General features: G+C 52.5%; 19 protein-coding genes and 1 riboswitch. Of the genes, 12 read left to right on the top strand and 7 right to left on the bottom strand.

All coding sequences use genetic code 11. The annotated features are described in order from the left end of the window. The first annotated feature begins 20 nt into the window (after positions 1 to 20). The 3 genes from proQ to htpX all read left to right on the top strand — a co-directional run bounded on the left by proQ (position 21) and on the right by htpX (position 3,843). On the top strand, positions 21 to 704 hold the full coding sequence (gene proQ / locus AAIE02_RS09075; RefSeq protein ID WP_166873089.1) for an RNA chaperone ProQ: 684 nt from the start codon (positions 21 to 23) through the stop codon (positions 702 to 704). A 20-nt stretch (positions 705 to 724) separates the two neighbouring features. After that, a complete protein-coding gene (prc, locus tag AAIE02_RS09070) occupies positions 725 to 2,770 on the top strand; it encodes a carboxy terminal-processing peptidase (RefSeq protein WP_008454005.1) in 2,046 nt (681 codons plus the stop codon). Between the two features lie 191 nt (positions 2,771 to 2,961). After that, the gene (htpX, locus tag AAIE02_RS09065) at positions 2,962 to 3,843 is read left to right on the top strand and encodes a protease HtpX (protein ID WP_008454007.1); all 882 of its coding nucleotides are present in this window, start codon (positions 2,962 to 2,964) and stop codon (positions 3,841 to 3,843) included. 44 nt (positions 3,844 to 3,887) lie between these two features. Here htpX and AAIE02_RS09060 read toward each other — a convergent pair whose 3' ends face one another. After that, positions 3,888 to 5,261 carry an MFS transporter gene (locus AAIE02_RS09060; protein WP_498532400.1) on the bottom strand — a complete coding sequence of 458 codons (1,374 nt, stop codon included), beginning with the start codon at positions 5,259 to 5,261 and terminating at the stop codon, positions 3,888 to 3,890. A gap of 175 nt (positions 5,262 to 5,436) precedes the next feature. Here AAIE02_RS09060 and kdgR point away from each other — a divergent pair, with 175 nt between their 5' ends. Further along, complete coding sequence (kdgR, locus tag AAIE02_RS09055; protein WP_008454010.1) at positions 5,437 to 6,228, top strand: DNA-binding transcriptional regulator KdgR; 792 nt, start codon at positions 5,437 to 5,439, stop codon at positions 6,226 to 6,228. A gap of 42 nt (positions 6,229 to 6,270) precedes the next feature. Here kdgR and AAIE02_RS09050 read toward each other — a convergent pair whose 3' ends face one another. Next, positions 6,271 to 6,510: a YobH family protein gene (locus AAIE02_RS09050; protein ID WP_008454013.1), complete on the bottom strand. Its 240-nt coding sequence runs from the start codon at positions 6,508 to 6,510 to the stop codon at positions 6,271 to 6,273. Positions 6,511 to 6,669: 159 nt separating this feature from the next. Here AAIE02_RS09050 and mgrB point away from each other — a divergent pair, with 159 nt between their 5' ends. From mgrB to rlmA, 7 genes are all read left to right on the top strand, one after another. Further along, positions 6,670 to 6,813 carry a PhoP/PhoQ regulatory lipoprotein MgrB gene (gene mgrB / locus AAIE02_RS09045; protein ID WP_008454016.1) on the top strand — a complete coding sequence of 48 codons (144 nt, stop codon included), beginning with the start codon at positions 6,670 to 6,672 and terminating at the stop codon, positions 6,811 to 6,813. Between the two features lie 54 nt (positions 6,814 to 6,867). Continuing rightward, positions 6,868 to 7,149: a YebO family protein gene (locus AAIE02_RS09040; protein WP_008454018.1), complete on the top strand. Its 282-nt coding sequence runs from the start codon at positions 6,868 to 6,870 to the stop codon at positions 7,147 to 7,149. A gap of 16 nt (positions 7,150 to 7,165) precedes the next feature. Beyond that, on the top strand, positions 7,166 to 8,167 hold the full coding sequence (locus tag AAIE02_RS09035; protein ID WP_498532399.1) for an MBL fold metallo-hydrolase: 1,002 nt from the start codon (positions 7,166 to 7,168) through the stop codon (positions 8,165 to 8,167). Positions 8,168 to 8,709: 542 nt separating this feature from the next. Continuing rightward, on the top strand, positions 8,710 to 8,853 hold the full coding sequence (locus AAIE02_RS09030; protein WP_008454022.1) for a DUF2627 domain-containing protein: 144 nt from the start codon (positions 8,710 to 8,712) through the stop codon (positions 8,851 to 8,853). Positions 8,854 to 8,865: 12 nt separating this feature from the next. Continuing rightward, positions 8,866 to 9,075, top strand: coding sequence for a transcription antiterminator/RNA stability regulator CspE (gene cspE, locus AAIE02_RS09025; RefSeq protein ID WP_001062678.1), 210 nt, complete (start codon positions 8,866 to 8,868; stop codon positions 9,073 to 9,075). Between the two features lie 231 nt (positions 9,076 to 9,306). After that, the gene (gene ftsI, locus AAIE02_RS09020) at positions 9,307 to 11,052 is read left to right on the top strand and encodes a peptidoglycan glycosyltransferase FtsI (protein WP_498532398.1); all 1,746 of its coding nucleotides are present in this window, start codon (positions 9,307 to 9,309) and stop codon (positions 11,050 to 11,052) included. 55 nt (positions 11,053 to 11,107) lie between these two features. Further along, positions 11,108 to 11,911 (top strand): 23S rRNA (guanine(745)-N(1))-methyltransferase, encoded by an 804-nt coding sequence (rlmA, locus tag AAIE02_RS09015; protein WP_008454027.1) that lies wholly within the window; start codon positions 11,108 to 11,110, stop codon positions 11,909 to 11,911. On the opposite strand, the gene mntP is transcribed toward rlmA, so the two are convergent. From mntP to manX, 5 genes are all read right to left on the bottom strand, one after another. Then, the gene (gene mntP / locus AAIE02_RS09010) at positions 11,912 to 12,484 is read right to left on the bottom strand and encodes a manganese efflux pump MntP (protein ID WP_008454030.1); all 573 of its coding nucleotides are present in this window, start codon (positions 12,482 to 12,484) and stop codon (positions 11,912 to 11,914) included. Between the two features lie 6 nt (positions 12,485 to 12,490). Continuing rightward, a riboswitch (yybP-ykoY riboswitch) is annotated at positions 12,491 to 12,679 on the bottom strand. A 198-nt stretch (positions 12,680 to 12,877) separates the two neighbouring features. Beyond that, positions 12,878 to 13,336 carry a DUF986 family protein gene (locus AAIE02_RS09005; RefSeq protein WP_336708175.1) on the bottom strand — a complete coding sequence of 153 codons (459 nt, stop codon included), beginning with the start codon at positions 13,334 to 13,336 and terminating at the stop codon, positions 12,878 to 12,880. 60 nt (positions 13,337 to 13,396) lie between these two features. Beyond that, positions 13,397 to 14,248 carry a PTS mannose transporter subunit IID gene (locus AAIE02_RS09000; protein ID WP_008454033.1) on the bottom strand — a complete coding sequence of 284 codons (852 nt, stop codon included), beginning with the start codon at positions 14,246 to 14,248 and terminating at the stop codon, positions 13,397 to 13,399. A 12-nt stretch (positions 14,249 to 14,260) separates the two neighbouring features. After that, positions 14,261 to 15,061: a PTS mannose/fructose/sorbose transporter subunit IIC gene (locus AAIE02_RS08995; RefSeq protein ID WP_008454035.1), complete on the bottom strand. Its 801-nt coding sequence runs from the start codon at positions 15,059 to 15,061 to the stop codon at positions 14,261 to 14,263. Between the two features lie 63 nt (positions 15,062 to 15,124). Further along, positions 15,125 to 16,090, bottom strand: coding sequence for a PTS mannose transporter subunit IIAB (gene manX, locus AAIE02_RS08990; protein ID WP_008454037.1), 966 nt, complete (start codon positions 16,088 to 16,090; stop codon positions 15,125 to 15,127). Between the two features lie 474 nt (positions 16,091 to 16,564). On the opposite strand from manX, the gene yoaE reads away from it, so the two are divergent. Beyond that, the gene (gene yoaE, locus AAIE02_RS08985) at positions 16,565 to 18,127 is read left to right on the top strand and encodes a CNNM family cation transport protein YoaE (protein ID WP_008454039.1); all 1,563 of its coding nucleotides are present in this window, start codon (positions 16,565 to 16,567) and stop codon (positions 18,125 to 18,127) included.

Here is an 18,127-nt window from a genome sequence, read left to right as displayed (position 1 = left end):
CGTTGTAATCAGGAAATTTCATGGAAAATCAACCTAAGTTGAATAGCAGTAAAGAAGTTATCGCATTTTTGGCCGAGCGTTTCCCTCAATGTTTTAGCGCTGAAGGTGAAGCTCGTCCGTTGAAGATTGGTATCTTCCAGGATTTAGTCTCTCGTGTTGAAGGCGAAATGAGCCTCAGCAAAACACAGCTTCGTTCAGCGTTACGTCTCTATACGTCAAGCTGGCGCTACCTGTACGGCATCAAAGCTGGCGCGACTCGCGTCGATCTTGATGGCAACCCTTGCGGTGAGCTGGACGAACAGCATGTTGAACATGCACGTCAGCAGTTGGATGAAGCGAAAGCCCGCGTTCAGGCCCAGCGCGCTGAGCAACAGGCGAAGAAACGTGAAGCCGCGGCAGCCGCAGGCGTAACGGAAGACGCTCCACGTCGCGAACGCAAACCTCGTCCGGCGGCAGCACCGCGTCGTAAAGAAGGGGCAGAGCGTAAACCTCGCGCAGAAAAACCGGCACCAAAGGCACCTCGTGAAGAGCGTCGTACGCCGGTGACCGATATTTCTGCTCTGCAGGTTGGACAGGCCATTAAAGTCAAAGCCGGTAACAACGCAATGGATGCTACCGTACTGGAAATTACCAAAGATGGCGTCCGTGTACAGCTGACTTCTGGTATGGCAATGATCGTACGCGCAGAACACTTGCAGTTCTGAAACGGAGGCCTGACTCAGGCATGAACAAACTCTTTAAGCTTACGGCTATCGCCAGCCTGCTGTTCGTGGCAGGCAGTGCCCTGGCCCTGGACAACATTACCCGTGCTGACCAAATTCCTCAGTTAAAGGAAGAAGCTCAGCACGCTACGGTGAGTGAGCGTGTGACCTCGCGTTTTACGCGCTCGCATTACCGCCAGTTCGATCTGGATGCCAATTTCTCGGCAAAAATCTTTGACCGCTACCTGAACTTGCTGGATTACAGCCATAACGTGCTGTTAGCCAGCGACGTCGCCCAGTTCGCTGCGAAGAAAGGGCAGATCGGCGACGAGCTGCGTAGCGGTAAGCTCGATGTTTTTTACGACCTCTACAATCTGGGTCAGAAGCGCCGTTTTGAACGCTACCAGTACGCCCTGAAGGTGCTGGCGAAGCCGATGGATTTCACCGGTAACGACACCATCAATCTGGATCGCAGCAAGGCGCCGTGGCCAACGAGCGTCGATGAGCTGGATAAGCTCTGGGATGCGAAAGTTAAATACGACGAGCTGAGCCTGAAGCTGACCGGTAAAACCGAGCAGGAAATTCGTGAAACCCTGACCAAGCGCTATCAGTTTGCGATCCGCCGCCTGGCGCAAAGCAACAGTGAAGATGTGTTCTCGCTGGCGATGACCGCGTTTGCTCATGAGATTGACCCGCATACAAACTATCTCTCTCCGCGCAGCACCGAACAGTTCAACACCGAAATGAGCCTGTCTTTAGAAGGCATCGGGGCGGTGCTGCAAATGGACGATGATTATACGCTGATCAACTCCATGGTTGCCGGTGGTCCGGCGGCGAAGAGCAAGGCCATCACCGTCGGCGATCGTATTGTTGGCGTAGGCCAAACGGGTAAACCGATGGTTGACGTGATCGGCTGGCGTCTGGACGACGTTGTGGCGCTGATTAAAGGGCCAAAAGGCAGCAAAGTTCGCCTTGAAATCCTGCCAGCGGGCAAAGGCACCAAGACGCGTACCGTGACGCTGACCCGCGAACGTATTCGCCTCGAAGATCGCGCGGTTAAGATGTCTGTGAAGACAGTCGGCAAAGACAAAGTCGGCGTGCTGGATATTCCTGGCTTCTACGTTGGCCTCACTGATGATGTGAAGGTTCAGCTGCAGAAGCTGGAAAAACAGAACGTGAAGAGCGTAATTATCGATCTGCGTTCTAACGGCGGCGGGGCGCTGACTGAAGCGGTGTCCCTGTCCGGTCTGTTTATCCCAAGTGGCCCGGTCGTTCAGGTCCGCGACAACAACGGTAAAGTCCGTGAAGATAGCGATACCGACGGCGTGGTCTACTACAAAGGGCCGCTGGTGGTGCTGGTTGACCGCTTCAGCGCCTCGGCATCTGAAATCTTTGCGGCGGCGATGCAGGATTATGGCCGCGCGCTGATTGTCGGCGAGCCGACCTTCGGGAAAGGCACCGTGCAGCAGTACCGTTCGCTGAATCGCATTTACGATCAGATGCTGCGTCCGGAATGGCCTGCGCTGGGCTCGGTTCAGTACACCATTCAGAAGTTCTACCGCATCAACGGCGGCAGCACTCAGCGGAAAGGTGTGACGCCGGACATCATGATGCCAACCGGGACCGAGCAAACTGAGACCGGCGAGAAGTTCGAAGACAACGCATTGCCGTGGGACAGCATCAACGCAGCGACCTATGTGAAAACCGGTGACCTTACGCCGTTTGAACCTGAGTTGTTGAAGCTGCATCAGGATCGCATCGCCAAAGACCCTGAATTCCAGTACATCATGAAGGACATTGCTCGCTTCAATGCCCTGAAGGAAAAACGTAACGCTGTTTCTCTGAATTATGCGGTACGTGAAAAAGAGAATCAGGAAGACGACGCGACGCGTCTGGCCAGAATCAACGATCGCTTTAAGCGGGAAGGTAAAGCGCCGCTTAAGAAACTCGACGATTTGCCGAAGGACTACCAGGAGCCCGATCCGTATCTCGACGAGACGGTACACATTGCCATCGATCTTGCCGGTATGGAGCAAGACAGGCCGGCTGAACAACCGGCGGCGAAATAACCTCCCTGATGGGCACCCAAGCGGTGCCCATTTTTTTGCCTGTCTTCGTGATGTAAGATAAATGCATACAAAATGTAAAGTTATGTATTATTAACCACTTGGGCGGGGCGGATGCTTGAAAATAGGCGGCGCGCCCCTACGATGTGTGGGAGCGCAAAGAGCGTGTTTTTAACCGAGGTAAAAAGAAAATTATGATGCGTATCGGGCTTTTCCTGTTGACCAACCTTGCGGTAATGGTCGTTTTCGGGCTGGTGCTAAGCCTGACGGGGATCCAGTCGAGCAGCGTTCAGGGTCTGATGATCATGGCGGTGCTGTTTGGCTTTGGCGGCTCTTTTATTTCCCTGCTGATGTCAAAATGGATGGCATTGCGTTCAGTAGGCGGTGAGGTGATTGAGCAACCTCGTAATGAAACTGAGCACTGGTTGATGGAAACCGTGCGTCGGCAGTCACAGCAGGCGGGTATCGCCATGCCGCAGGTTGCGATTTACCATGCGCCAGACATCAATGCTTTCGCCACCGGAGCGCGCCGTGACGCCTCTCTGGTTGCGGTCAGCACAGGTCTGCTGCAAAACATGAGTCGTGACGAAGCGGAAGCGGTTATCGCGCATGAAATCAGCCACATCGCCAATGGCGATATGGTCACCATGACGCTGATTCAGGGCGTGGTGAACACCTTCGTTATCTTTATCTCCCGTATCATCGCTCAGGTCGCTTCCGGCTTCCTGTCCGGGAACCGTGATGATAACGAAAGCAGCAACGGCAACCCGCTGATTTACTTTGCGGTGGCGACGGTGCTTGAACTGGTGTTTGGCATTCTGGCAAGCATCATCACCATGTGGTTCTCACGCCATCGTGAATTCCATGCCGACGCGGGTTCCGCGAAGCTTGTGGGCCGCGAGAAGATGATTGCTGCGCTGCAGCGCCTGAAAACCAGCTACGAGCCGCAGGAAGCCAGCAGCATGATGGCGTTTTGCATCAACGGTAAGGCTAAGTCAATGAGCGAACTGTTCATGACGCACCCACCGCTGGATAAACGTATCGAAGCGCTGCGCAGCGGTGAATACCTGAAGTAACCGGAAGGTTGAAGTGAAAAGCGTGCCCACGTGGCACGCTTTTTTTATGCCTGAGCCCGAGGCTGGGACATTCGCAACCCGCTGACAACGGCGGCAATGGTGGCAAATATGCCTGCAAGAATCAGCGAGGCATGTGTCCCGCTGTTACCAAACAAGTTAAACATTAGCGCGACCAGTGCAGCCCCACAGCTTTGCCCGAGCAGGCGAGCTGTCCCCAGCATTCCGCTTGCCCCTCCGCTGCGATGGCGGGGTGCCGAGGAGATAATGGTGTGGTTATTCGGGGACTGGAAGAGGCCGAATCCTGCCCCACACAACACCATACGCCAGATAATATTCAGTTCGGACGGATCGTGCGGGAGCATGGCCAAAGCAAACAGGCCGCAGGCCATCACTAAAAGCCCTACGGCGCCCATCAGGCCGGCATGAACACGTTCGATAAGATAACCGGCCAGCGGGGCCATCACCATCGTCGCCAGCGGCCACGGCGTTAACAGCAGACCGGTTTCAACCTCACTGCGGCCCAGGACGGTTTGCAAGAAAAAGGGCAGTGAAACCAGCGCCAGCATTTGAGCGCCGAACGAACATATTGATGTGCCAATAGACAGCGAAAAAATCGGGATTCGCAGCAGGTCTACCGGCAGCAGAGGGAACGGTAAGCTAAGCTGACGACGGATGAAGAAATAGCCAATCACGACAAGCGCAACCAGCTCACCGATAATGACTGACCCCGGCTGGCCCTGTGAAAAACCACCGATCGCTGAAATCAGCAGACCGAAGGTGAGGGCATTCATCACCGCACTCGGGATATCAAAACGCTGCCCCTGGGATTTTTGCTGATTTGGAGGTAAATAGCGCAGCGCCAGAATCAGCGAAACGATGCCAATCGGCACATTGATTAAAAACAGCCACTGCCAGGAGGCCACCGAAAGAATCGCGGCGGCAACGGTGGGACCTGCCGCGGAGGAGACGGCAACGATAAATGAATTGACCCCCATCCCACGACCAAGAAAACGTTGAGGATAAATGAGGCGTATCAAGGCGGTATTTACGCTCATCAGCGCTGCACCGCCAAAGCCTTGCAGTACGCGGGCAAAGGTGAGCATCGGCAATGAAGTTGAGACGGCACAAAACAGTGAGGTCAGGCAGAACAGGACCAGACCGCATTGATAGATACGGCGGTAACCAAAAATATCGCCGAGAAACGAAAGCGACAGCAGCGAGACAATAATCGCTATTTGATAAGCGTTAACCACCCAAATAGATTCCGCCGGGCTGGCATTCAAATCGTGGGCAATGGTAGGCAGGGCAACGTTAGCAATAGCGCCGTCCAGCACGGCCATCATAATGCCGAGCGCGATGGTGAAAATGGCGCCATAACGCTGGGGCGTAGGCAAGCCGTCGGACACTGATTTATCCATACTTTGAAAAGGCTGTCTGAAGTCGTTAGGAGGGTAATGATTTTATCATTAATTAATCTCGCTGATGCCGCAGATTTGTAACGAATCAGCAGGCTTTGATTGCGACACTCACGGGGCATCAATATACTAAAAAGCAGTTCTGATTTTTATAAAACAATAACCCCCGAGGTGATGTATGGCACTCTCAGACTCCGACAAACAGCCCGATGCAGTCTCTTCCGTGCTGAAAGTTTTCGGCATCCTGCAGGCGCTTGGGGAAGAAAAAGAGATTGGGATAACCGAACTTTCTCAGCGCGTGATGATGTCCAAGAGTACCGTGTATCGCTTTTTGCAGACCATGAAGTCCCTGGGCTATGTCTCTCAGGAAGGCGAGTTAGAGAAATATGCGCTGACGCTGAAGCTTTTTGAGCTTGGCAGCCGCGCCCTGCAGAACGTTGATCTTGTCCGCAGTGCAGATATACAGATGCGAGAGCTCTCCCGCCGAACCAAAGAGGCGATTCACCTCGGGGCGCTGGACGACAGCAGTATTGTCTATATCCATAAAATTGACTCGCTCTATAATTTACGCATGTATTCCCGCGTAGGGCGTCGGAATCCTTTGTACAGCACAGCAATAGGCAAGGTTTTGCTGGCCTGGCGACCGCGCGAGGAGATTCTGGATATTCTCTCTGACGTAGAATATGTCCGCAGCACGGAACGCACTATTGTCAGTACTGAAGCGCTTCTCCCGGTGCTTGATCTGGTGCGTGAGCAGGGGTACGGCGAAGATAACGAAGAACAGGAAGAAGGCATTCGCTGCGTGGCGGTGCCGGTGTTTGATCGTTTTGGTACTGTCATTGCGGGAATGAGTATTTCATTTCCAACGCTTCGCTATTCGGATGAGGGACTGTCTGAATACGTTAGTCTTCTTCATCAGGCTGCGCGTGCGCTGTCAGAGCAAATGGGCTATCACCACTCTCCTTTCTGATTTTGTTAACGTGGGCCGCGCAGAACACGCGGCCCTTTAGATCTAACCATTATCAATCGGCGTGTCGACCTTACGCAGCAGTGGGCAGTTGGTCAGGCCAATAATTCCACTGTCGGTATGAATAAACTGTGCTGTCACGGTATTACGTGCCGTCAGGTACTTGCATTGCAATCCCAGTCCGGCCGCATTTTCTTTGCTGCCAATCAAAACGCCATAGCCTGAAAGCAACAGGCCAATCCAGATGATGGCAATAACAATGATGGTACGAATAATCGCTCGCATACTGACCTCAAACATCAATCCAATCCTGCATCAACCTTACTCTGAATAATTGACGTCACAATCTGATGATTCTGAAATGAAAAAGCAGGAAACGTTACTTATGGTTTAGTTGGTTAGTGTTAAATTAGCGAAATTCTATGGTCAAGAGGTGGCGATGTAGTGAGAAAGTACAGATGGGTGATCGTTCTGGTGATTGTTGTTACCTGCCTGCTGCTATGGACTCAAATGATAAATGTGATGTGCGACCAGGATGTGCAATTTTTCAGCGGCATTTGTACCATTAATAAATTTATCCCCTGGTAGTGATTTGTCTCTCTCTGCCTCAGGTGTAGAATGCGTTTTTTTTGAGGTGGTAAGATGAACGAACTGGGTGTTAGTGCTTTAAGTATCATGCCGCTGGCAATCTCGCTGGTGACGTTGATTGTCGGTCTTGTCCTGTGGTTTTTTGTCAATCGTTCCAGCAGCCGTGCAAACGAGCAGATTGCGCTGCTTGAAGAGCTGGTTGATTTACAGAAACGTCAAAATGCCCTGCTGCGTCGCCTGTGCGAAGCCAACGAACCCGAGCCGGAACACAAACCGACTGCGAAGGCTGAAGAAGAAAATGACGACGACTTTGTTCGTCTGGTAGCGGAACGCTAATCAGGCTGGAGGTGGGATGAGCTGGAAAAACCCCTGGTACAATCCGCAGTTATCCCACCATCTACCTGATGGGTTTTGTAACGCTGAGCCTGCAGTCCGGCAACCTGGCGACGTCCAAAGGTGGCGGCAGGAGCGCAAAGCGCAGAAGCTGCCGCATCCTCCCGGTGAAGGTTATTCCGCGTTTATTGAACGCTGGTGGCAACAGGCCGATCTGAGCGGCAGCGATGACCGCATATGGTGGCTGGGCCATGCCAGCCTGTTATTGCGGCTTAATGGTCATTTTTTGCTGACCGATCCGGTATTTTCCCGTCGAGCTTCCCCGGTTTCTTTTGCCGGTCCTGTCCGGCGAACCGAAGTCCCGCTCGACCTTAACCAGTTGCCTCGACTTGATGCGGTACTCATCTCCCATAACCACTACGACCATCTGGACAAAAAAACTGTCCGTCGCTTGATCAAGCGTTTTCCCGACGTGCATTTTTTTGTGCCCCTGGGCTTGAAAGCATGGTTCAGCCAGCGCGGCATTGAACAGGTAACAGAGCTGGACTGGTGGCAAAGCTTTAACTGGTGCGGCATGGTTTTCACCGCCGTGCCTGCCCGGCACTGGAGTATGCGAACGTTTTGGGATCGAAACCGTTCGCTCTGGTGCGGCTGGGTTGTGGAGCAGGGGAATTTGCGCTTCTGGTTCAGCGGTGATTCGGGTTATACCCCGTCTCTGGCGGAGATCGCAAAACGGCTGGGTCCATTTGACATGGCTGCATTGCCGATCGGGGCCTATGAGCCTCGCTGGTTTATGGGCGATCATCATATGGATCCGCAACAGGCGGTGACCTTATGGCAAGCAATCGGCAAGCCTGAGACAATACCTATCCACTGGGGCGTATTTGAACTGGCCGATGAGTCTCTCGATAAACCACCGCAGGAATTGCTGGCGGCCCTGCGTGAGAAAGGGGAAAGCGATGATCTGTTTTCACCGCTGCGTATTGGTCAAAGTTTGCCCCTAACAAAAAATAAGAATTAATTATTATTGCCCGTGCAGAGAGCTTTATTTCTATTTGGCTAAATTAACGCCTGATAATCATGCTTTAAATTTCATCGAAACGTTTTTATTGCCTTATCCTGGGGCAAGGTGTCATTAAACTTTCATTATTTTGGTGCAGAATACGTGGCCTGTTGTACAGGCTTTATTCGGTGGACATAAAAAATACAGGGATGAAATCCGGGTATTGAACGCGATGACTGGCTTTAGGTTGATTTGTGCATAGGTATGCATAAAAAATCATAAAGATATATCCTTCAAAAAGGATTTTATTGTTCATGTGTCTGGACGAAAAGTGCACTTTACGCTAAGGTTCAGAAGTTGTCGGAATGTTGTTAAAACACAATCTGTTGCGACAATCTTGTGTAGTGAAAATATATATCCAAAAGCGCGGATTACTTTCCCAAAGTAATCGTGTAATTTTCTGAATCTGTGCGGCAGATCGACACATGCTTAAAAATGGCTTGCCATTGTTTACGTTGTGTGTGATAACACGTTGGGTTAAACGAGGTACAGTTCTGTTTATGTGTGGCATTTTCAGTAAAGAAGACCTGAGTAAACACGTTGTCGTTGAATACCGCTTCTCTGCCGAGCCTTATATTAGTGCCTCATGCAGTAATGTCTCTGTTTTATCTAAGTTATGCCTGCGGGCGAAGAATACAATCTAAGGAATTTGCAAAATGGCAAAGATTAAAGGTCAAGTTAAGTGGTTCAACGAGTCTAAAGGTTTTGGTTTCATTACTCCAGCAGACGGCAGCAAAGATGTATTCGTACACTTCTCTGCAATCCAGGGTAACGGCTTCAAAACTCTGGCTGAAGGCCAGAACGTTGAATTCGAAATCCAGGACGGCCAGAAAGGCCCTGCTGCAGTTAACGTGACTGCCATCTAATTCTTCTGGATTAGAGCTCAGGCGCGAATAACGCCGAATTGAGATAAAAGCCCCGTTTCGACGGGGCTTTTTCATTTCTGTCGCTAATCTACTGTTTTTCAAGCTATTAACAAATTGAATCATTTGTTGCCTCTTGTTGCAAAGCTGCGAAGGTTTTAGCACTGTTCTCCCGGCAAAATGTCTGGGATCTGGTTAAATCTTTCAATCGCTTAGGCTCCTCAAGGAATAGTTGTGAAGAAGGGTGTCCCCGTATTAACCGGTAATTTTATCCAGTGGCGTTTTGGGCTTCTGTGTGTGGCCATCACCGGGAGTTTGGTGTTCCTGCTCGGACGTATTGCCTGGCTGCAAATTATCTCCCCGGATAACCTGGTTAAACAGGAGGATATGCGTTCCCTGCGCGAGGAGCCGATTGAGGTGCCCCGTGGGATGATCGAAGATCGCAACGGAAAACCGCTGGCGGTCAGTGTGCCGGTCGAGGCCGTGTGGGCCGATCCGAAAACGGTTATGGATAAGGGCGGCGTACTGGTTAACAGCCGCTGGCAGGCGCTGGCCTCGGCGCTGCACGTCCCTTTGAGCGAGATTGCCGCGCGTATTCACAGCAACGAGCGCGGCCGTTTTATCTACCTTGCGCGCCAGCTGGATCCCCAGCAGGCACAATACATCGACAAACTAAATATCCCTGGTATTGCGCTGCGCGATGAATCTCGCCGCTTTTATCCCGCAGGCCGGGTTGGGGCAAACCTGATCGGCTTCACCAACATTGACGATCAGGGCATTGAAGGGATCGAGAAAAGCTTTAACCAGCAGCTGACCGGTAAAGAAGGTGAGCGTCTGGTGCGTAAAGACCGTTACGGCCATGTTGTAGAGAATATTACTGAGAACCCTGCCAGCCCCGCGCATAATATCCAGCTCAGCATCGATGAACGGCTGCAAACTGTGACGGAAGATGCGCTCAGCAACGCCGTATCCTGGAACAAAGCCGAGTCAGGCGCCGCGGTGGTTATTGATGTGCAGACCGGTGAAGTTCTGGCGATGGCTAACTACCCGACTTTTAATCCGAACAACCGCGATGACGCAAAGCTCGATGATTTCCGTAACCGTGCGATAAGCGACACCTTCGAACCCGGTTCGACCGTAAAACCGATGGTGGTAATGACCGCGCTGCAGCAGGGAATTGTCCGGCCTGACAGCGTTATTGATACTCATCCATTTACACTGGACGGGCACCACATTCGTGACGTGGGGTATTACCCGCAGCTCACCCTGACAGGCGTGCTACAAAAATCGAGCGATACCGGCGTGTCCCGTCTTTCACTGGCGATGCCGATTCAGAATATTTGGGACACTTATCATAAATTTGGCTTTGGCGTCCCTACGGCAATCGGCCTGACGGGGGAAAGCCGCGGCCTGTTGCCGGTGCGCCAGCGCTGGGGAGAACTGGATCGCGCCACTTTCGCATTTGGCTATGGCCTGATGGTGACCCCGCTGCAGCTGGCTCATGTTTACGCTACGATCGGCAGCTTTGGTATTTCCCGTCCGCTGTCTATCACCCGCGTAGATCCGCCTGTGGAAGGGAAAAGGGTTATGCCTGAAGAAATCGTGCATGAAGTGGAACATATGATGGAGAGCGTGGCGCTGCCCGGCGGCGGGGGCGTTAAGGCAGCAGTTCATGGTTACCGTGTGGCGGTGAAAACGGGCACAGCCAAAAAGATCGGTCCTGATGGCAAATATATAGATCAGTACATTGCCTACACGGCTGGCGTGGCGCCGGCCAGTAATCCTCGCTATGCGCTGGTGGTGGTGATTAACGATCCTTCCAACGGGAAGTACTACGGCGGTGCGGTTTCTGCCCCTGTTTTCAGCCAAATCATGGGGGATGTTTTACGTCTGGAAAATATTGAGCCGGACGGGCTACCCGCCGGAGACAACAGCATTATGGTGCTGAACAAAATGGAGAATGACCGCGCCGCTATGTAGCGGTTTGGCAAAAGGGGCGCTAAAATTGCGCCCTTTGTTGTTTCCGGAGTTTTTTATGTCCTGGCTTTGCCCACTCTGCCATTCCGTGCTTAGCGCCAGCGCGAACAGCTATCGTTGCCCTCAGGGCCATCAATTTGATATTGCCAAAGAAGGCTACGTTAATTTGTTGCCCGTTCAGCATAAACGTTCGAAAGACCCGGGTGACAGCGCGGAAATGATGCAGGCTCGCCGGGCATTCCTCGACGCCGGACATTATCAGCCTCTACGCGATACCGTTTGCCAGCTGTTAAAAGAGATAGCGCCCTCGGCGCTATTGGATATTGGCTGTGGGGAAGGGTATTACACGGCGGGATTTGCATCGGTTGTGGCAGATAACGGGGGTGAAACCTGGGGGCTGGACGTTTCAAAAGTTGCGATTCGCTACGCCGCCAAACGCTACCGTGAAGTTAAATTTTGTGTAGCATCCAGCCACCGCCTGCCGTTTGCCGACGAGAGTATGGACTCGATTGTGCGCATTTTTGCTCCCTGCAAGGGCGAAGAGCTTGCCCGGGTCGTGAAGCGTGGCGGCGTAGTGGTGACAGCCACGCCTGGCCCACGCCATTTGATGCAGCTAAAAGGGCTGATTTATCAGGATATTGTCTTGCACAGTGAAGAGGTTGAATCTATGCCGGGCTTTACGCTGCAGCAGACGCTTCAGCCTGGCTGGATGATGAACCTGCGTGGGGATGAGGCTGCCGCTCTGCTGCAAATGACGCCGTTCGCCTGGCGCGCCCGCCCGGAAGTCTGGGACGGGCTGAAAACAGAAACGGCATTTAGCTGTGAAACTGACTTTGTGGTGCGGGTCTGGCAGCGCGATTGATCAGTTAAAAGGGGCGAAGTGGCTGTACATGATCTGGCAGCCGATGCCTATCAGCACGATACCGCCGAGGATCTCGGCGCGTTTGCCTAGCATAGGCCCGATAAAGCGGCCGACCATTATCCCCAGCGTGGACATAATCGCGGTAGCGCAGCCGATGGCTAGCGCAGTCTGAATAATATTGACCTGCAGGAAGGCAAGCCCAACGCCTACGGCCATTGCATCAAGACTGGTGGCAATCGCGGTGGTCACCAGCAGCCAAAAACCGTGGCGATGAATTTTAGGCGCATCTTCCTGAGCCGCCCCGCGGAAGCCTTCCAGCACCATACGCCCGCCGAGGAACACCAGCAGAATAAAGGCCACCCAATGGTTCCATTCCAGCACAACTTTGCTCGCCAGCAGTCCAAGGCCCCAGCCGATAAGCGGAGTAATGGCTTCAATGACGCCAAAGATCAAACCGGTACGGAGGGCTTCTGAGAATTTAGGTTTGTGCAGAGTGGCACCTTTGCCGATGGAAGCGGCGAAAGCGTCCATGGACATGCCGAAAGCAAGCAGGATTGTTGCGGAGAGATTCATCGTTACGCCTCAGTTGGGAATATCCATATACACGCAAACCATCCCCAACTTTACGATGGCGCGTGCCTATGGTCTCGCCTACTCAGAACTCTGAGGCGTACATGCCACGTTAATCTCAGGAGCGGATATAACGAGTATGTTGACATGTACATTTCTGCCTGTGGCAGAAATCGGCTACTCCCCAACGACGGGCGCAACCTTAACATATTTTTTTAATTTAAAACAATCTTTGAATTCTATTTTTCTGATCATTTATTGATAACGATTTTCGTTTTAATGAGACATGCAATGTAAAGGTTAAAATAAAGCCATATAAATCTTATGAAATAGCAAAGGCTATGTTTCAATTGATGAAAAATAGCCCACCAATATAGACATTGCTATATGTGTAACTTACTGAGTTGAAACCATTAGTTTGTAAATTCTTTCGAGGTCATCAATATTCTTTACGCGAATCAATAAGCGCCGCTGTTCTAATTGCATCACCAGCACGCCATCTTCCGATAAATTCATTTCTTTAATGCGGTTATATTCCACCCAAACATTGGCGAAGAAAAAACCATGACTTTTGAAGACGATCTTCGGTTGCCTGAACCAGGAAAGATAAATGGCCATTAGCGCCAGAGCAGATAATAACCATGTGGTTAGCGGGGTACCGTGCGAGGTCACGTTGTTATAGATAAGAATGCCGACAAGAAAGACAAAGATGGCGCTGTCCACGCGATTACGGCGAAGCAGGGGGATTTTGAGCAGGGTTTTGCCCTTTAGTTTGTCCATCACAAACTCATCGTAAACGGCAAAAGCCAGCAGCAACGCGATAAACACAACCAGCACGACATCCGTTAACGTCATGAAACCTCCCCTTAGAGATAAAAAAAACGGGGGCTGAATGCCCCCGTTTGTCAGAACAAATTACAGACCCAGCAGGCCAATAGCGTAACCCACAATGCCGATCACAAAGAAGCCCATAATGATCCACAGCGCGTTGACTTTTTTGCGTAGCAGCCACATACAGGCAAAGGTCAGCAGCAGCGGTACCAGGCCCGGCATCAGCTGGTCGAGGATCGTTTGCACGGTGGTCACTTTAACGGCCCCGGTCTGGTCGGTAATTTTTGACACCACCAGTGGGATGTTAACGTGCGTCCATTTGTTAACTAACGCCCCCATGACAAAGAGGCCGAGAATAGACGCCCCTTCCGTCAGTTTTTGCAGGAAGCCGCCGCCCATATCCTTAACGATATCGACGCCTTTACGGTAGCCATAGGCCACGCCATAGTAGCGGGTCAGCAGGCGCACCGCGTTGAACAGAATAAAGAACAGCAGCGGGCCAAGCAGGCTACCGCTCATGGCGATACCGGCGCCCAGGGCAGCAAAGACCGGGCGGACGGTCCCCCAGAAGATAGGGTCGCCTACGCCGGCCAGCGGCCCCATCAGGCCAACTTTGATGCCGTTAATCGCACCGTCATCAATTTCAGCGCCGTTAGCACGCTGCTCTTCCATTGCCAGCGTGACGCCAAGTACCGGGGCGGCAACGTAAGGGTGGGTGTTAAAGAATTCCAGATGGCGCTTGATAGCCTGGCGACGGGCGTCGTTGTTTTCCGGGTACAGGCGTTTGATAACCGGCACCATACAGAAGCAGAAGCCTAACGCCTGCATACGTTCGAAGTTCCATGAGCCCTGGAACAGGTTAGAACGCAGGAATACGCCACGGATATCACTCTGGGTGATTTTCTTCTCAGTCGTTAATTTAGTGGAATCAACCATTTCGCTCACCTGTTAGTCCAGTTCGTTATCAAGATCGTTCGCGGCAGCAGCCTGAGCCGGAGCACCCGCGCTACGGTTATATTTCGGGCTGAGCTGAATGTAGAGAATGGCCATCACTGCGCCAATCACGCCCAGTGCCACCAGGTTGAAGTTGGTGAACGCTGCGGTAACGAAACCGAGGTAGAAGAACGGCATCAGGTAGCCCGCGCGCATCATGTTGATGACCATCGCGTAACCGACCACCACAATCATGCCGCCGGCGATGTTCAGGCCGCTGGTTACCACTTCAGGAATGGCGTTCAGCATGTTCTGAACTTCACTGGTGCCTACGGAGATGGCGACGATAACCGCTGGAATAGCGATACGCATTGCCTGCAGGAACAGGGAAGAGACGTGGATCCAGGAAAGCGCCGTCAGGTTGCCGTTATTGGCCGCCTTATCCGCCGCGTGCTGGAAGCCCACGGTAATAGTACGCACGATAATGGTCAGCACCTGGCCCGCAGCAGCCAGTGGGATAGCCAGCGCGATACCGGCCCCGATGCTTTGGTGCCCGGCAATGACCAGAATGGTCGAGATAATTGAAGCGAGGGCGGCATCCGGGGCCACGGCAGCACCGATATTCATCCAGCCCAGGGCGATCATTTCCAGCGTACCGCCGATGATGATGCCGGTTTTCATGTCGCCGAGGACGGCACCGATTAACGTACAGGCGATAAGCGGACGGTGGAACTGAAATTCATCGAGCACCGACTCCATACCGGCGATACAGGCTACGACAAACACCAGCACAATCTGAAGAGTGGTAATCTCCATTGTACTTCTCCTATTGACGATGACTTATGTGTGAAATCTGAGCAATATTATTAGTGGTGACAATCATTTAACTTTCGCGATCAGATCCATCATTTTCAGTTTTTGATCGGTAGACACTTTCCGCGCTTCAAGCTCAATACCGCGGTCGTTCAGTTTTTTGAAGGCCTCAATATCTTTCTCATCTACGGAAATGGCGTTGTTAACCTGGGTTTTGCCCTGGCGGAAAGCCATGCCGCCGATATTGACGGAGGTGATTTTTACGCCACCCTCAACAATGCGCTCAACGTCGGTTGGGTTGGTGAACAGAAGCATGACGCGTTCACCCGCGTATTTGGGGTTGTTGTAAACGCGGATCATTTTTGCGACATCCACCACGTGGGCGGTGACGCCCGGCGGTGCGACCTGGGTCAGCAGCGTTTTGCGAACGGTGTCTGCCGCCACTTCATCACTGACGACGATAATGCGGGTAACGTTGGTTTCTTTCGTCCAGCGGGTGGCGACCTGGCCATGAATTAAACGGTCATCAATACGCGCGAGACCGATGTTCATGTAATCGTTTGGCCCCATCGGTTTGGCTGGCGCAGCGGCTTTCGGCGCGGCGGCAACGGGGGCCGGTGCGGCTTTTTCTATCGGCTTAGCTTTCAGCGCTTTCACGCCTTCGCGGCCCGTTTCAACGGCGTGGGCAACCAGATCGTCGAAGGTGGGATTGTCGTCCCGCGACATCAGGGTTTCGACCAGCATCGGGATATTCACCCCGGCGACCACTTCGTAATGTTCCTTATCCACAACGATACGGCTTGCCGCATTGAATGGACTGCCACCCCAGGTATCCACGAGGAATAGCACGCCTTTGCTGGTGTCCAGTTTCTCCAGCTGAGCGTTATATTTCTCGATCAGGGTTTCAGCATTTTCACCCGGGACGAAATCTATCCAGCCAACGTTCTCTTGTTCGCCTAATAGCATTTCGGCGGTTTTCAGCAATTGTTCCGCTGCCCAGCCATGTGTGCCTATGACAATAGCAATAGTCACTTGCTACCTCCTGTTTTTGTCATTACAACACCCCTCGAAGGGTGCGGTGGTGTATCGGGATCGTTTCAGCGAATCGATTCAGATAACACGTTCAAGAAAGAACAAACCATTTGCCGGAATTATTTTAGACAGTGAAAAAATAATTTATGTGATGAAGATCCGTAATTTAACGTTGCCGTGATTTCATGGCATTACGCTGTAAAATATGGTCAGCATAAGTTGCAAAAAAATTGCAAAGTCAGGTAAATCTTTGCCAAGCCCTGGTTTACTTTGATAATGTTAGCGTCCGATTCACTTTCAGGAGTAGCGGGCAGTAGCCCACCCTATGGACCGTCACCGACGTCTTTTCACTGCCGGGATGCCTAAATCCCACCCTCTCAGCGGCGTTTTATGCCCGCAAATACGATTAACCAGCCGCTTTGCGTCCGTAACCTACGGAATGCCGACTTGCTGTGCCCTTAACGGGAGTCTGACATGGAACTGTTAATGGACCCGCAAATCTGGGCCGGTTTACTCACGCTTGTTGTGCTGGAAATCGTACTGGGTATTGATAACCTGGTGTTTATCGCCATTCTTGCGGATAAACTTCCGCCTAAGCAGCGGGATAAGGCTCGATTGATTGGCCTGTCGTTGGCGCTGATTATGCGCCTGGCACTGCTGTCTCTGATTTCGTGGCTGGTTACGCTAACTGCGCCGCTGTTCAGCATCGCGGATTTCACCTTCTCAGGCCGTGACCTGATTATGCTGGTGGGCGGTATCTTCCTGCTGTTTAAAGCGACCACGGAACTGCACGAACGCCTTGAAAACCGTCAGCATGATGACGGCCACGGTAAGGGCTATGCCAGCTTCTGGGTGGTGGTGCTGCAGATTGTGGTGCTGGATGCCGTCTTCTCGCTGGATGCGGTGATTACCGCCGTGGGGATGGTCAACCATCTGCCGGTGATGATGGCTGCGGTCATCATTGCGATGGGCGTCATGCTGCTTGCCTCCAAACCGCTAACCAACTTTGTTAACCAACACCCGACGGTGGTGGTGCTCTGCCTGAGCTTCCTGTTGATGATTGGTTTGAGTCTGGTGGCAGAAGGCTTTGGTTTCCACATTCCAAAAGGCTACCTGTACGCGGCCATTGGTTTCTCGATCATCATCGAGCTGTTTAACCAGATCGCGCGTCGTAACTTTATTCGTCATCAGTCGCGCCAGCCTCTGCGAGCGCGTACTGCCGATGCGATTCTGCGCATGATGAGTGGTAAGCGTCAGGAACGTGTACAAAGCAGCGAAGACAGCAAAGCCATGACGCCAATTGAGGCGGAATCCTTTGCGGAAGAAGAGCGCTATATGATTAACGGCGTGCTGACGCTGGCTTCGCGCTCATTGCGCAGCATTATGACACCGCGTGGTGAGATTTCGTGGGTTGATGCGATGAAGAGCGTGCCGGAGATCCGCGAACAGCTGCTTGCCTCTCCGCACAGTTTGTTCCCGGTGTGCCGGGGCGAACTGGATGAAATTATTGGCGTAGTACGAGCGAAAGAGCTGCTGGTTGCCCTGGACGAAGGCGTTGACGTGGCGGCGATTGCCGCGCAGTCACCGGCGATTGTTGTGCCGGAAACGCTGGACCCAATCAACCTGCTTGGCGTGCTGCGTCGTGCTCGCGGCAGCTTCGTTATCGTTAACAACGAATTTGGCGTGGTGCAGGGCCTGGTCACGCCGCTGGACGTGCTGGAAGCGATTGCCGGTGAATTCCCGGATGCGGATGAAACGCCTGAAATCGTTCGTGACGGTGACGGCTGGCTGGTGAAAGGCTCAACGGACCTGCATGCGCTGCAGCAGCGCCTGGACATCCATCGCCTTGTGCACAGCGAAGAAGATATTGCTTCTATCGCCGGCCTGGTGATTGCGGTGAATGGTCATATTCCTAAAGTCGGGGACGTGATCGAAGTCGCGCCGCTGCGTATTCAGATAGTCGAAGCCAACGATTATCGCGTCGATTTAGTTCGTGTGGAAAAAGAACGCTCTCCACACGAGGACGAAGAAGAGTAA

It is taken from the genome of Cedecea sp. Ae19-4, from assembly GCF_059801165.1.
The sequence above is the reverse complement of the archived record's forward strand: the minus strand, read 5'-3'. Positions and strand labels throughout refer to the sequence as shown.

Bases quoted from the DNA above. Each gene is read 5' to 3' on its own strand.
- AAIE02_RS09050 (WP_008454013.1), bottom strand. From the start codon at position 6,510: ATGCGAGCGATTATTCGTACCATCATTGTTATTGCCATCATCTGGATT.
- htpX (WP_008454007.1), top strand. From the start codon at position 2,962: ATGATGCGTATCGGGCTTTTCCTGTTGACCAACCTTGCGGTAATGGTC.
- kdgR (WP_008454010.1), top strand. From the start codon at position 5,437: ATGGCACTCTCAGACTCCGACAAACAGCCCGATGCAGTCTCTTCCGTG.
- AAIE02_RS09040 (WP_008454018.1), top strand. From the start codon at position 6,868: ATGAACGAACTGGGTGTTAGTGCTTTAAGTATCATGCCGCTGGCAATC.
- yoaE (WP_008454039.1), top strand. From the start codon at position 16,565: ATGGAACTGTTAATGGACCCGCAAATCTGGGCCGGTTTACTCACGCTT.
- cspE (WP_001062678.1), top strand. From the start codon at position 8,866: ATGGCAAAGATTAAAGGTCAAGTTAAGTGGTTCAACGAGTCTAAAGGT.
- AAIE02_RS09035 (WP_498532399.1), top strand. From the start codon at position 7,166: ATGAGCTGGAAAAACCCCTGGTACAATCCGCAGTTATCCCACCATCTA.
- AAIE02_RS09000 (WP_008454033.1), bottom strand. From the start codon at position 14,248: ATGGTTGATTCCACTAAATTAACGACTGAGAAGAAAATCACCCAGAGT.
- AAIE02_RS08995 (WP_008454035.1), bottom strand. From the start codon at position 15,061: ATGGAGATTACCACTCTTCAGATTGTGCTGGTGTTTGTCGTAGCCTGT.
- prc (WP_008454005.1), top strand. From the start codon at position 725: ATGAACAAACTCTTTAAGCTTACGGCTATCGCCAGCCTGCTGTTCGTG.
- mntP (WP_008454030.1), bottom strand. From the start codon at position 12,484: ATGAATCTCTCCGCAACAATCCTGCTTGCTTTCGGCATGTCCATGGAC.
- AAIE02_RS09005 (WP_336708175.1), bottom strand. From the start codon at position 13,336: ATGACGTTAACGGATGTCGTGCTGGTTGTGTTTATCGCGTTGCTGCTG.
- AAIE02_RS09060 (WP_498532400.1), bottom strand. From the start codon at position 5,261: ATGGATAAATCAGTGTCCGACGGCTTGCCTACGCCCCAGCGTTATGGC.
- rlmA (WP_008454027.1), top strand. From the start codon at position 11,108: ATGTCCTGGCTTTGCCCACTCTGCCATTCCGTGCTTAGCGCCAGCGCG.
- AAIE02_RS09030 (WP_008454022.1), top strand. From the start codon at position 8,710: ATGTGTGGCATTTTCAGTAAAGAAGACCTGAGTAAACACGTTGTCGTT.
- proQ (WP_166873089.1), top strand. From the start codon at position 21: ATGGAAAATCAACCTAAGTTGAATAGCAGTAAAGAAGTTATCGCATTT.